Source organism: Xanthomonas sp. NCPPB 1754, from assembly GCF_041475725.2.
Lineage (GTDB): Bacteria > Pseudomonadota > Gammaproteobacteria > Xanthomonadales > Xanthomonadaceae > Xanthomonas > Xanthomonas euvesicatoria.
In genome coordinates this window covers 724,117-737,749 of the sequence record NZ_CM192982.1, presented here as the reverse complement: position 1 = coordinate 737,749, position 13,633 = coordinate 724,117, and the positions used below count along the sequence as shown (strand labels likewise).

Genomic DNA, 13,633 nt, shown 5'->3' with positions numbered 1-13,633 from the left:
CTCCCCCTCGCTGCAGTGACTTTCCCCTCACGGCAGCGGCAATGTGATCTCACAGGCATAGTAGCCTTCAGCCCAGCTGGCCGCCATCCGTGCCCCGGCGCCGAACTGGAACGCCAACCGGTGCGAGATGCTGGCCTGGGCATGCCCGGCGCCGGCCAGCAGCGGCAACTGGGTGCCGGGCTGCGGCGCCGGATTGACGATGCGGATCTGCAGCTGGTTGCCGCGCTGACGCAGCGACAGGTATAGCGTACCGCCTTCGGGCATGCGCGAAACGCCATGCAGTACCGCATTTTCGACCAGCGGCTGCAGCACCAGGCGCGGCATCGGCAGCTCCCACGGCAACGGTTCCTGGCGGTGCCAGCGCACTTGCAGGCGCTCGCCCAGGCGCAGCGATTCGATTGCCAGATAGCGTTCGGCCAGTTCGCATTCGGCACGCAAGGTGGAGACGCCCTCGCCGGCGCCGAGGGCGGCGCGGAACAGATCCGACAGGTCCAGCACCGCCTGTTCGGCCACCACCGGATCGCGCCGCAGCAGGCTGACGATGAGGTTCATGCTGTTGAACAGGAAGTGCGGGCGAATGCGCGCCTGCAGGGCATCCGCCTCGGCGCGTGCATTGGCCTGCACCTGCGCCTCCCAGCGGTCGCTGACATAGAAGTAGCGCAGCGCCAGCGCAGTGATCAGCACCACCGTGGCCGCACTGCCGAGCGTGAACCGCCAGAAGCCGACCTGCGCGCCCAGCGGGACCTGCCCGAGCACCGCATACAGGCCGTGCACGATGCCGGCACCGAGCATCGCCACCACGGCAGCGATCAGCAAGGCGCTCAGCCCGCCCAGCCGTGGCGGCAATCGCGACAAGGTGGGCCGTAACACGCACAGCAGCACGGTGACCGCCAACGCCAGCCACAGCGCCAGGCCGCTGGCGGAGAGGAACCGCGACAACGTGATGCTGCGCGCGCCGGCGTCGGGGACCAAGGTCACCACCAGCACCACCAGCTCGGCCAGGCCCAGCATCGCGCCCAACCGCGGCAGCCGGCACAGGTCCGGCATCCAGGCGATCTGCGGTGCGCGCTGGGCCATGGGCTCAGGCAGCGGTGAAGCGCGCCTGCATCCAGTCGCGCAAGGCCTCGATCTCTTCCAGGCAGACCTGGTGGCCCATCGGGTAGGTGTGCCAATCCAGTGCGAAACCCAGCGTGCGCAAGGTCTGCATGCTGGCCTGGCCGGCCGCGAACGGCACCACCGGGTCGGCCGTGCCATGCGCCATGAACAGCGGTTGGCGCAGGGCGGCCGGCTGCAACTGGCTGGCGGCCGCGGCCGGATCCGGCAGATAGGTGGACATGGCGATCAGCCCGGCCAGCGGCACGCTGCGCTGCAGGCCAACGGCCAGGGTCACGGCGCCGCCTTGCGAGAAGCCGGCCAGCAGGATGCGCTCCGGCGCGATACCGCGGCTCTGCTCATGGGCGATCAAGGCCTCGACCTGGGTGACCGATTCGGCGATGCCGGCCTTGTCGGCGCGCTGGGCGAAATCCATGCCGACGATGTCGTACCAGCCGCGCATGCGCACGCCGTTATTGATGGTGATCGGGCGGATCGGCGCATGCGGGAACACGAAGCGCAGCGCGGGCCACTGCGGGCGTACCAGCTCGGGCACCATCGGGGCGAAGTCGCTGCCATCGGCGCCCAGGCCATGCAGCCACAGCACGCTCCATTGCGGGTTCGGTCCGGTCTCGCGTTCGATCACTTCCAGCATCATCCAGCTCCGCTTGCGGGCTGGGCATTATGCCTTGCGCGAGGGGTGGGCCAGATCAACCGGCGCCAGAGGCTTGAGGCCCGCCGATCGCCACGGGCCTCTGCAGGCGACCGCGCCACAGCGCCGGCCAATGAGGCCGGCGCCGACGCACACTCAGATCAGCGACGGTTCCAGCGCAGCGGCGCGGCGCAGCTCGGAGGCACGCACCAGCACCTTGGGCGGGTCGAGTTCTTCGGGGATGCAGAAAATGCCGGCGCGGCGTAGCGCCATGCCGGTGCGACGCAGCGAGGTCAGCGCCACCACCGGAATCGACAACGCCATGCCGACGATCACAGGCCCCATCCAGGCGGCCAGCGCGGGCGAGACCGCGTAGGCCACCGCGCCCATGAACAGGCCGAACACGGTCAGACCGCCATAGCTGCGAAACAGCGCCGGCCACGACAGCTTGCCGTCGTCGCGCACCTGCGCATCCCAGCCCGAATCCTTGCCCGCCAGGACCTCGAACACACCGCGCGACTGCAGGTACATCACCACCGGCGCCATCAGGGCGGCCAGCACGGTCTCCAGCAGGATGCTCACCGCAGCGCGGAAGGCACCACCGCAGGCGCGCAGTTCGCGCGGGTTGAGCAGCAACGCGATGTAGCCGAGCAGCTTGGGCGCCAGCAACACGAACATGGTGCAGATGAAGATCCAGATCGCATTGCCCTGGCTGCTGCCGTGCCAGTAACGGGCGGGCGAGAACGGCAGGTCGCCGGCCAGATCGATACCGCCGCCGGCCAGCGGAATGCCGATGCCGATCAGCATCAACAGACCCCACATCGGCGCGGTGAAGTAATGCCCGATGCCGATCAGCATGTGCATGCGGCTGATCCAGTGCAGGCCCTTGGCGCTCACCACCTTGGCGTGCTGCAGGTTGCCCTGGCACCAGCGGCGGTCGCGGATCAGCAGGTCGGTCAGCGTGGGCGGGCCTTCTTCGTAGCTGCCCTGCAGGTACGGCACCATGTGCATGGCCCAGCCGCCGCGCCGCATCAGCGCCGCTTCGACGAAGTCGTGGCTGAGCACATGCCCGCCGAACGGCTTGCGCCCGCGCAGCGACGGCAGGCCGGCGTGATCGGCGAAGGCCTGGGTGCGGATGATGGCGTTATGGCCCCAGTAATTGCTCTCGGCGCCGTGCCACCAGGCCACGCCGAAGGCGATGATCGGCCCGTACACGCGCCCGCCGAACTGCTGCATGCGGGCGAACAGGGTCTGCCCGTTGACCACTGCCGGCAAGGTCTGGATCAGGCCCACGTCCGGGTTGTTTTCCATTCCGGCGACCAGCCGCACGATGGTGTCGCCGGTCATCACGCTATCGGCGTCCAGGATCAGCATCTGCGGGTAGCTGCCGCCGAAGCGACGCACCCAGTCGGCCACATTGCCGGCCTTGCGCGCGGCGTTGTCGGCGCGGCGGCGGTAGAAGATGCGGCCGTGCCCGTCGACGCGATCGCAAAGTTCGTTATAGACCAGCTCCTCGGCGCGGCCGATGTGCTCGCGGGTGGTGTCGCTGAGCACGAAGAAATCGAAATGCTCCAACTGGCCGGTCTCGGCGACCGATTCGTAGATGGCCTGCAGGCCGGCCAACAGCCGGCGCGGGTCTTCGTTGTAGGTGGGCATCAGCAACGCGGTGCGCGAACGCAGCGTGGGCAGGGGTTGCTCCGGGTCGATGCCGAGCTTGCGGCCGGCGCGCGCCACCACGGTGACGAAACCAGCCACGGCGCTGGCGAAGGACATGGCGATCCAGGCGAACAGCAACACGAACAGGCCGAGCAGGCAGCCTTCCAGCACGCTGATGCCGTCGGGCCACAGCACGCTGAGCATCACCCACACGGCGATGGCGGTGGTGGCGAAGGTGCCGCCGATCAAATAGAAGCGGCGCACGCCGATGCCGGGCGGCGAAGTGCGCTGGTGGCGCACTTGCAGGCTGCCTTCGCGCAGGTTCTGTTCGGGCATCGCCAGCGGTGCTTCCGGCGGCAGCGTGGGCGTGCCGGCATCGAGGGCGGAAACGGGGGGCATTGCAGTCGTTGTCGGGGAAGGAGTCACGGTGCCATCCATCAGGGCTGCCCGTCGCGCGAGGACGACAGTGCGGGCTGACACGGGAGGTCCATCCCCGCCATGCAGTGCGATGTTGCCTGGCACGCGGCCGAGCGGGCGAGCCCGACGGTGTACGACCAAGACGCTCTGAAACCACTCCGATGCACAAGTTCTCCTGGCTGCAATCTCACCTCGCAGCTCATCCTAAAGAATCGATCGTTAAAGGAACGAACGCCGCGTACGGTCTTCGCCCTCCCCCACGAGGACCGCGCGGCAGACTACGCCGCACCGACCGAACGCAGCCCCAACAGATTGCAGCCTAGCGCAGACCCTGTCACGGACCGCTGGCCGGGCCATCCTGCCGGAGAGATGCAATTGGTGTGCCATGGCGTGCAATCGGTTGCGGCGACGGGGCGCTGGCGTTGCGTTGTGCCGATGCGGTCAGAGGTTGGGACAAGCGATTGGTTGGTCGCTCTGCATCGCTCAAGGCGCTCTGGAATTCCAGGCATTGCGGTGGTCGAACGTTCTCAAGGCCTGCGGCAACAGCTTGATTGGTCGAGTATGCGGCGTCCTCGCCGCACCAGACAGTTGCGCGATGCCCGGGAAAGCGGCTCATCGCACGTGGTTTGTTTGCTGATGCAACCGCTTGATCGAGGCATCAATGACGTCTGCGAGCGCTCGGCGATCCTCAGGCCCGCCGTGTCGCGTGCGCAGTGCCCTCGCCGCTCGCCGGACACGCCGTGAATGCATCTGGGGCGCGATGCGGCATCCATGCCGCCAGCAGGAGGGCATTGCACCGAACGTTCGCCGCTTGCTGTGACCGACAACGGCAAGCACAAGCCGCATGGCAGGCAAGGCTTATTCAAACGCGGCATATCGATATGGCACATGCGCCATCGCGCAAGGGCAGCCGCCCTGGTCCTCACGCAATGACGTTGTGAGCCGTCTTACTTGCGTGCCGCCGCGCTGGCGTCGCGGGTAGCGCGGAACTCCGAATCCTGGCTCCAGTTCGGCCACTGGCGCGAGTCGGCCAGCTGCTGGCCCAATGCATACAGCACGCCCAGGTCGCGGGCGGCGCCGGCGAAGGTCCAATCCGGCTTCCATTCGTCGCCTTGCTGGTGATAGCGCTTGGCGGTGTAGTCGTCGGCGGCCGCCTTTCCTGCCGCCACGCCGCCCACTTCCCAATCCTGGCCGGCTGCATACGACAGCGCCGGCACGCCGCGCTTGGCGAACGAGAAATGATCGGAACGGAAGAAATACCCGGCCTGCGGCTTGGGATCGGGCGTGTAACGCAGCTTGGATTGCGCGGCCACGCTCTTCAGTTGATCGAGCAGCTCGAGCTTTGCCGTGCCGTAGATGCCGAAGTCGCGCGAGGGCACGAACGGATTCATGCCGTCCATGTTGATCACCGCCACCGTGGTGTCCAGCGGGTACAGCGGCTTGGAGGCGTAGAACTCCGAGCCCAGCAGGCCCTTTTCTTCGGCGGTGACCGCCAGGAAGACCACCGAGCGCTCAGGCGTTGGCCCCTGGGCGAAACCACGCGCCAGCTCCAGCAGCGCGGCGGTGCCGCTGGCATTGTCCAGTGCCCCGTTGAAGATGGTGTCGCCGCGTGCATCCGGCTTGCCCACGCCGATATGGTCCCAGTGCGCGCTGTAGATCAGCGTCTCGTCCGGATGTTTGCTGCCTTCCAGCCGCGCCACCACGTTGTGCGAGGTGATCACATCGGATTTGACCTGGTAGCTGGCGCTCAAACGTTGGTCCTTGAGCTCGACCGGCTTGAACCCGCGCGTCTGCGCCTGCTTCTTCAAGGTCTCGAAATCCAGCCCGGCGTGCTTGAACAGCTCGGTGGCCAGATCGCGCTGGATCCAGCCTTCCAGCGTGGGATGCGCGCTGCGCGGGTTGTCGCGCACCACGTCGAACATGGTGTTGGTGTTGGAGCTGGCCACCGTGTCCCAGCCATACGAGGCAGGCGCGGTTTCGTGCACCACCAGCACGCCGAGTGCGCCCTGGCGCGCGCCTTCTTCGTACTTGTAGGTCCAGCGGCCGTAGTAGGTCATGCCGGTGCCGTCGAAGTCGCCCTTGCCGGTTTCGAAATCCGGGTCGTTGATCAGCACCACCGCGATCTTGCCCTTCAGGTCCACACCCTTGAAATCGTCCCAGTTGCGCTCGGGCGCCTTGACGCCGTAGCCGACGAACACCAGCGGCGCGTTGGCGATCTCCACTTTGGATGAGCCATCCAGCGCGGCACGGATGGCGATTTGCTTGCCTTGGGTCAGCGTTTGCGGCTTGCCCGCGTTCTGCACCGCAATGGTCGGCGTGCCGACGATATCGGCGCGCCGCAACGGCACCGCCTGGGTCCAGCCGCGCTTGCCGTTGGCCAGGTCGCCGCCCGGCTGCAGGCCGGCTTCGGCGAACTGCTCGCTCAGGTAGGCAATGGTCTTTTCTTCGCCGGCAGTGGCCGGGCCGCGGCCTTCATAGGCGTCGGAGGCCAGTTCCTTGACGTCGCGCGAGATGCGCGCGCCATCGAAACTCGGCGTGGCCGCCATCAGTGCGGTCGAGACCGCCATTGCCAGAAGTCCCACGGCAACTCGCTTCATTGCACACCCCGCATCATGGATAGCCCTGGAGTGTAGCCAGCATCGCGTGCAGGCCGATACCTGCGGCTGCGCCGAAGCATGCGATGCGGGTGCGATGAATACTGCAGAAGCTTCGTGTCTGCATCCACGGCCAAGAGCTCTGGCCTGTTTCAGCGCCGCGCTGGCGCCTAGAACAGATCGATGCTGCCCACTGGTTGCGCAACCTGCTGCAATTGCCCACCGGCAATCAGCTCAGCATAGACCGCCGCGCGATTGCGGCCGTTCTGCTTGGCCCAGTACAGCGCCTTGTCGGCTTCGTCCAGCATTTCGCTGATCAGCCGACCGTGCGTCAGTTCGACGATGCCGGTGCTGAGCGTGACCTGCCCCACCTGCGGGAACAGGTGCTCGGCCACCGCCAGCCGGAATCGCTCGAACAGACTCACGGCCGTGTCGCGGTCCACGCCGCGCAACACGATCACGAACTCTTCGCCGCCGAAGCGGAACAGCAGGTCGTCCTGGCGAAAGGCACGCTGCATCAGCTGTGCGACCAGCAGCAGTACCTCATCGCCATACAGATGCCCGAAGGTGTCGTTGACGCGCTTAAAGTGATCGATGTCCACGATGCCCAGCCACACGCCCTGCTCTGCGGCGGAGTCGGCACCACCGGCAAACAGCCGCAGGATCACATCGTCGAAGGTCTTGCGGTTGCGCAGGCCGGTCAGCGCATCGCGCTGGGCGTCGTCGAGCAGGCTGCGGTAGTTCTGGAAGAAGCGCGCAAAGCCCTGCAGCATCGCTTGCTCGGCAACGCCGGGAATACGCGTCCCGCCCACCCGCAGGCAGGTCCGGATGCCGCGCGCTTCCATCATCGGGTAGACCAGCAGGGCGCGGCCGTCTTCGTGCAGCTGCACCACATCGCCCGGCCCATGCACCTCGGCCAGCTGGATGCGCGTGCGCGCATCGTGGATCTCCGCCACCGTCAACGCCAGCCGGCCATCGTCGCGCAGGCGCGTTTCGGCGATGCTGTTGCTGTCCGGGGCGATGCGCAGCAGCGAAAGTTCTTCGGCCGCGCAGACTTCGCGCACGGTGCGCAACAGGCTCAGATCGAGCAGGTCCGCATCGCGGATGGCGGTCAGGTCCACCATCCGTTCCAGCAACGGTGCGTTGGTCACGGCTGCGCCCTCCGGCGGGCGGACACGAACCCGTCATGCCGGGCTTGGCACGCAGGTACACATCTCGGGCTGAAACCCACTGGCATCACAGCGACGACCGGCAATGAGGATGCCGAATCATCGGCGTCGCCCGCCGGAACTTGAATTCGCTCGCAGGCGCGCTCAGCGCACGGACAGCCCGGGATGACGCGCCGCAGGCGTGCCAGGCGCATTCCATCTCAACGTGAATAACACGCTCTAAGGCAGTGCCGATTCCAGCGCGTCTTCGCCCAAGGCATGCCGCTGCATCAGGCGGCGGCTGCCGGCATTCAGGCCTTTCACCTGCACGTCCAGCCCGTGATGACGCAAACGCTGCACCACCTTGTCCAGTGCCGCCACCGCGGTGATGTCCCAGAAGTGCGCGCGGCCGACATCGATCACCACTGCGCGGCCGGGCACCTCGCGTGCGTCGAAGGCGTCGATGAACACATCGGCCGAGGCGAAGAACACCTGCCCGCGCACGCTGTAGGTGCGCACGCCATCCGCGCCATCGTGATGCGCGATCTGCAGCAACCCGGCCACCTTGAAGGTGAAGAACACCCCGCTCAGCAGCACGCCGACCGCCACACCTGCCGCCAGGTTGTGCGTGAACAATGTGACCGCCACGGTGGCCAGCATCACCACGCTGGAGGTGCGCGGGTGGGTCGCCACGGTGCGCAGCGAGCGCCAGTCGAAGGTCTCCGCCGACACCATCACCATGATCGCCACCAGCGCCACCACCGGCACCTGCGACACCCACGGCTTGAGCAGCACCATCAGGATCAGCAGGAACACGCCGGCAAACAACGTGGACAGCCGGCCGCGGCCGCCGTATTTCACGTTGCCCACGGTCTGCCCGATCATGCCGCAGCCGGCGATGCCGCCGAACAGGCTGGCCGCCGCGTTGGCGATGCCCAGGCCGGTGCATTCGCGGTTCTTGTTGCTGGGCGTGTCGGTGAGCTCATCGACCACGCGCGCGGTCATCATCGACTCGAGCAGGCCCACCATGGCAATGGCCAGTGCCGGCAGCGCGATGATGCGCAGCGTCTCCAGCGTCAACGGCACCGCCGGCCATTGCAGGAACGGTAGCGCGTTGGGCAGCTTGCCCAGATCGGCCACCGTCTTGAGCGGCAGATGCAGCGCGGTACCGGCCACGCTGAGCAGCAGGATGCACAGCAGGGGCGAGGGAATCGCCGACAGCCCCGGCAGGCGCAGACGCGGCAGGCCGTAGATGATGGCCAGGCCTGCGCCCAGCATGACCCAGGTGGTCAGGTTGGCCCCGAGCAGATGCGGCAGTTGCGCTGCGAAGATGAGCACGGCCAGCGCGTTGACGAAACCGGTGCGCACCGAACTGCTGACAAAGCGCATCAGCACGCCCAGGCGCAACAACCCGAACAGGATCTGCACCATGCCAGCGAGCAGGCCGGCGGCCAGCAGATAGGGCAACCCGTGCGCGGCCACCAGCGGTGCAGCCACCAGCGCCACCGAGCCGGCCGCAGCCGAAATCATTGCCGGCCGCCCCCCGCAAAACGCGATCACGATGCCGATCACGAAGGATGCGAACAGGCCCACCTGCGGATCCACCCCGGCGACGAACGCGAATGCAATCACTTCGGGAATCAGCGCAAATGTGGCGACCGCACCGGCCATGAGTTCGCGCGCGGGGGAGGCGCGCCATTGCGCCATTTCGGCACGCAACAAGGACATTGAGGGACACTCCGGGGGACAAAAAGGACAGCCTGCGGACAGCACGCAGCAGCGATAGTGTGCGGGAAAGCGACCTCGCCCGCAGCTTGCGTGTGATCGGTGCGCCACTGCGCTCTTCTGTGGCAGCGGTCACGCCACACGGCGCAGCCGAAGACCAAGATGCCCCCCTCACCGCACTCGGCCGTCGAGTTCGGTCATCCAGGGAGACCATCATGTCCATTTTCAGGACTGCAAGTACCCTCGCATTGGCAACGATGTTAGCGCTCACAGCCGCACCGGCTTTCAGCTATTCGGTCAGCAACAACAAGATCGTCGACGACAACGGCAACGTGGTTCAGCTCAAGGGCGTCAACGTGTTCGGCTTCGAGACCGGCAACCATGTCATGCATGGCCTGTGGGCACGCAACTGGAAGGAGATGATCAACCAGATGCAGGGCCTGGGCTTCAACGCGGTGCGCCTGCCGTTTTGCCCGGCCACGCTGCGTAGCGGCCAGATGCCCAGCAGCATCGACTACAGCCGCAACGCCGATCTGCAGGGCCTGACCTCGCTGCAGATCCTCGACAAGGTGGTCAACGAATTCAACGCACGCGGCATGTATGTGCTGCTGGATCACCACACGCCCGACTGCGCGGCGATTTCCGAGCTGTGGTACACCAGTTCATATTCCGAAGCGCAATGGCTGGACGATCTGCGCTTTGTCGCCAACCGCTACAAGAACGTGCCGAGGGTGATCGGCGTGGATCTGAAGAACGAGCCGCACGGCGCCGCGACCTGGGGCACGGGCAACGCCGCCACCGACTGGAACAAGGCCGCCGAGCGCGGTTCTGCCGCCGTGCTTGCGGTGGCGCCGAAGTGGATCATTGCGGTGGAAGGCATCACCGACAACCCGGTGTGTTCGACCAATGGCGGCATCTTCTGGGGTGGCAGCCTGCAGCCGCTGGCCTGCACCCCATTGAACATTCCGGCCAACCGACTGTTGCTGGCACCGCATGTGTACGGCCCGGACGTGTTCGTGCAGTCGTACTTCAACGACAGCAAATTCCCCAACAACATGCCTGCGATCTGGGACCGCCATTTCGGCCAGTTTGCCGGCAATCACGCACTGCTGCTGGGCGAATTCGGCGGCAAGTACGGCGAAGGCGATGCGCGCGACAAAGCCTGGCAGGACGCGCTGGTGAAGTACCTGCGTGGCAAGGGCATCAACGAAGGGTTCTATTGGTCGTGGAACCCCAATAGCGGCGATACCGGCGGCATCCTGCGCGACGACTGGATCAGCGTGCGCGAAGACAAGATGACCTTGTTGCGGACGCTGTGGGGAACGGTAAGCAACAGCACACCGACGCCAACGCCGACCCCCACGCCGACACCGACGCCAAGCCCGACGCCAAGCGCGGGCTTCAGTACCAAGGTGATCCCGGACAGTAGGTGGAACGGAGGCTACTGCAACCGCGTGCAGGTCACCAATACCGGCACCGCCAGCGGCAACTGGTCGATCTCGCTGACAGTCACCGGCACCGTCAACAACGCCTGGAACGTTACCTGGTCACAGAGCGGCACCACACTCCAGGCCAGCGGCGTGGACTTCAACCGCACGCTGGCGCCCGGCGCCACTGCCGAGTTCGGCTTCTGCGCTGCAGGTTGATGCAATGCGGCGGACACGCAGTGCGTGTCCGCCGTTGCATCGATGGACCAATGCTGATGCTTCCATAGCAGCGCGCGGGCGCGAGGAACGTTACCGATACGTCTTGTCGCGGCCGGTGCGCTCCTACATTGCATTGGCACGTTGTTGCATCGCCTGAGCGGACGCTGCCGCAGTTAGTATTCAACCTGCATGTGAATCAGCCGCTATCCATGATGTAGCGCCGTGCGCGCGTTCTGGATGTCGTTGTCATGCCTGTTGTTTCCCTCTTGCGTCGTTCTGTTGCCAATCTCCCGCTCACCCGAAAGTTCGTCCTGTTGTGCACGCTATTGACCGTGGGCGTGATCCTGCTGGCGATGGCCGCCGCGCGCCTGCAATATCTGGATCTGGTGGAGGCGCGCAAGCTCAGCGTCAAGACCGAGGTGGAGATGGGCCTGACGGTGATGCAGCACTATGCCGACAAGGTCAAAGCCGGCGAGCTGAGCCTGGAGCAAGCCAAGGAAGCCGCGCGCACCACGCTGGCCGACATGCGCACCAACGACGGGGTGGATTACTTCTTCATCGTCGACCCGCAGATGCGCATCCTGATGCATCCCAAGCGCCCGGTCGGCACCGACATGACCGACTACAAGAGCGATGCCGGGCAATACGTGTATCGCGACATCAAGACCGCCATCGATAGCGGCGACGGCTTCAGCTATTACGACGCGCCCAAGCCGGGCAAGAAGGAACAGCTACCGAAGATCAGCTATGCCAAGACCTTTCCGGCCTGGAACTGGGTGCTGGTGATGGGCGTGTATGCCGAAGACATCCAAGTGCAGGCGTGGGGTTTCACGCGCACCCTGACCTTGATCGGCGGCGCCCTGGTGGCGCTGGTGATCGGGCTGTGCTGGCTGATCGCCTCGGCCATGGCCGCGCCGCTGCGCGCTGCCTCGCGCACTGCCGAAGCCATCGCCTCGGGCCGCTTCGACAACGACATCCGCGTGGAATCGCGCGATGAAACCGGCCAGCTGATGCACAGCATGCAGCAGATGCAGACCCAGCTGCAGCGCTTCAACGGCGAGATGCAGACCATGATCCGCCTGCAGCAGGGCGAGAACATCGCGCACCGCATTCCGGAAGATTTCCCCGGCGATTACGGCACGCTGGCGCACGGCGTCAACACGGTGGTATTCGAACATCTAGATGCCATCAACGAAGCGATGGACGTGATGAGCGACTACGGCCGTGGCGATCTGCGCCGCGACATGCGTCGCCTGCCCGGCCAGCGCGCAGCCTTGCATCAGGCGCTGGATACGGTGAAAGAGAATCTGTCTGCAATCAACAGCGACATCGCGCGCCTGGCCGATGCAGCTGCGCGCGGCGATTTCTCCGCACGTGGCGACCAATCGCATTACCAGTTCGCGTTTGCGGAAATGGTGCAGGCGCTGAACCGGCTGATGCAGCAGGCCGACGCCGGGTTGGACGATGTGGGCCGCATCATGGCCGCGATCGCCGACGGCGACCTGTCGCAGCGCGTGGAGTCGCATTACGAAGGCGCGTTCGGTCGCCTGGCCGATGCAGCCAACCGCACCGCCATCCAATTGACCAGCATCGTGCAGGGCATCCAGCACTCGGCCGAGATGATCAATACCGCGGCAGGCGAGATCGCCAGCGGCAATGCCGACCTGTCCACGCGCACCGAGCATCAGGCAGCGAACCTGGAAGAAACCGCCGCTTCGATGGAAGAACTCACCTCCACCGTGCGCCAGAACGCCGACAACGCGCGCCAGGCCAACCAACTGGTCAAGGGCACCGGCGATGTGGCCGAGAGCGGCGGCCGCGTGGTGCAGGAAGTGGTGAGCACCATGCAGGCGATCACGCAATCGTCGGCGCGTATTTCCGACATCATCGGGGTGATCGACGGCATCGCCTTCCAGACCAACATCCTGGCGCTGAATGCGGCCGTGGAAGCAGCGCGCGCAGGCGAGCAAGGCCGCGGCTTTGCCGTGGTCGCCACCGAAGTGCGCGCCCTGGCGCAGCGCTCGGCCGGTGCTGCCAAGGAAATCAAGCAGCTGATTTCCGATTCGGTGGAAAAAGTGGCGCAAGGCTCGGAGCTGGTGCAACAGGCCGGCAGCACCATGACCGAGGTGGTCAGCTCGGTGAAGCGCGTGACCGACATCATGGCCGAGATCACCGCGGCCAGCACCGAACAAAGCGCCGGCATCGAACAGGTCAGCACCACGGTGATGCAGCTGGACGAAATGACCCAGCAGAACGCCGCACTGGTGGAAGAAGCCACCGCGGCGGCGCGCAGCATGGAAGACCAGGCGGCAGACCTGACCCACGCCGTGGCGGTGTTCCGGCTGACATCGGATGCCGGAACACCGCCGGTACGTGGCGCAACGAACGCGCTTGCCGCTACGAAGCCGGCGGCCGCCAAGCACGCTGTGCACGAGCACAGGCGACGTGCGTGAGCGATATCGCCTGCCACGCACACGAGCGCTCGCGCCTGTGCGGCAGGCGATGTCGGTGGCATGTGCAGCAATCACGGCGACTGATGGTCTGGGATTGGCACAATAAGCCCGCCATCTGCCATGCGTCCGCATCAGGGTTCGCCGCAATCGTGGGCCGACCCCACCACGCCAGCCTGCGCGAAGCGATGGTGGGGTGCTGTAAAGCGACTGACCGGGCACCTGAGCATCAACCGCGGCGCGCAACGTGCCG

At 66.0% G+C, this 13,633-nt stretch carries 8 protein-coding genes; 2 read left to right on the top strand and 6 right to left on the bottom strand.

The window, feature by feature from the left end; all coding sequences use genetic code 11:
* Positions 1–27: 27 nt before the first annotated feature.
* The 6 genes from ACCQ15_RS03225 to ACCQ15_RS03200 all read right to left on the bottom strand — a co-directional run bounded on the left by ACCQ15_RS03225 (position 28) and on the right by ACCQ15_RS03200 (position 9,287).
* The gene (locus ACCQ15_RS03225; RefSeq protein WP_031420931.1) at positions 28–1,077 is read right to left on the bottom strand and encodes a sensor histidine kinase; all 1,050 of its coding nucleotides are present in this window, start codon (positions 1,075–1,077) and stop codon (positions 28–30) included.
* A 4-nt stretch (positions 1,078–1,081) separates the two neighbouring features.
* Entirely contained in the window at positions 1,082–1,750 is a 669-nt protein-coding gene (locus ACCQ15_RS03220; protein ID WP_011346301.1) for an alpha/beta hydrolase, read from the bottom strand.
* A gap of 150 nt (positions 1,751–1,900) precedes the next feature.
* On the bottom strand, positions 1,901–3,799 hold the full coding sequence (gene mdoH, locus ACCQ15_RS03215) for a glucans biosynthesis glucosyltransferase MdoH (RefSeq protein WP_008574349.1): 1,899 nt from the start codon (positions 3,797–3,799) through the stop codon (positions 1,901–1,903).
* A 965-nt stretch (positions 3,800–4,764) separates the two neighbouring features.
* Entirely contained in the window at positions 4,765–6,414 is a 1,650-nt protein-coding gene (locus tag ACCQ15_RS03210; RefSeq protein ID WP_014089297.1) for a M28 family metallopeptidase, read from the bottom strand.
* Positions 6,415–6,581: 167 nt separating this feature from the next.
* Entirely contained in the window at positions 6,582–7,562 is a 981-nt protein-coding gene (locus ACCQ15_RS03205) for a GGDEF domain-containing protein (protein WP_011346297.1), read from the bottom strand.
* Positions 7,563–7,799: 237 nt separating this feature from the next.
* Complete coding sequence (locus ACCQ15_RS03200; RefSeq protein ID WP_372381212.1) at positions 7,800–9,287, bottom strand: SulP family inorganic anion transporter; 1,488 nt, start codon at positions 9,285–9,287, stop codon at positions 7,800–7,802.
* A 212-nt stretch (positions 9,288–9,499) separates the two neighbouring features.
* Here ACCQ15_RS03200 and ACCQ15_RS03195 point away from each other — a divergent pair, with 212 nt between their 5' ends.
* Entirely contained in the window at positions 9,500–10,930 is a 1,431-nt protein-coding gene (locus ACCQ15_RS03195; RefSeq protein WP_372381211.1) for a cellulase family glycosylhydrolase, read from the top strand.
* 266 nt (positions 10,931–11,196) lie between these two features.
* Complete coding sequence (locus ACCQ15_RS03190) at positions 11,197–13,383, top strand: methyl-accepting chemotaxis protein (RefSeq protein ID WP_372359731.1); 2,187 nt, start codon at positions 11,197–11,199, stop codon at positions 13,381–13,383.
* Positions 13,384–13,633: the final 250 nt, after the last annotated feature.

Bases quoted from the DNA above. Each gene is read 5' to 3' on its own strand.
- ACCQ15_RS03225 (WP_031420931.1), bottom strand. From the start codon at position 1,077: ATGGCCCAGCGCGCACCGCAGATCGCCTGGATGCCGGACCTGTGCCGG.
- ACCQ15_RS03220 (WP_011346301.1), bottom strand. From the start codon at position 1,750: ATGATGCTGGAAGTGATCGAACGCGAGACCGGACCGAACCCGCAATGG.
- mdoH (WP_008574349.1), bottom strand. From the start codon at position 3,799: ATGCCCCCCGTTTCCGCCCTCGATGCCGGCACGCCCACGCTGCCGCCG.
- ACCQ15_RS03210 (WP_014089297.1), bottom strand. From the start codon at position 6,414: ATGAAGCGAGTTGCCGTGGGACTTCTGGCAATGGCGGTCTCGACCGCA.
- ACCQ15_RS03200 (WP_372381212.1), bottom strand. From the start codon at position 9,287: ATGTCCTTGTTGCGTGCCGAAATGGCGCAATGGCGCGCCTCCCCCGCG.
- ACCQ15_RS03195 (WP_372381211.1), top strand. From the start codon at position 9,500: ATGTCCATTTTCAGGACTGCAAGTACCCTCGCATTGGCAACGATGTTA.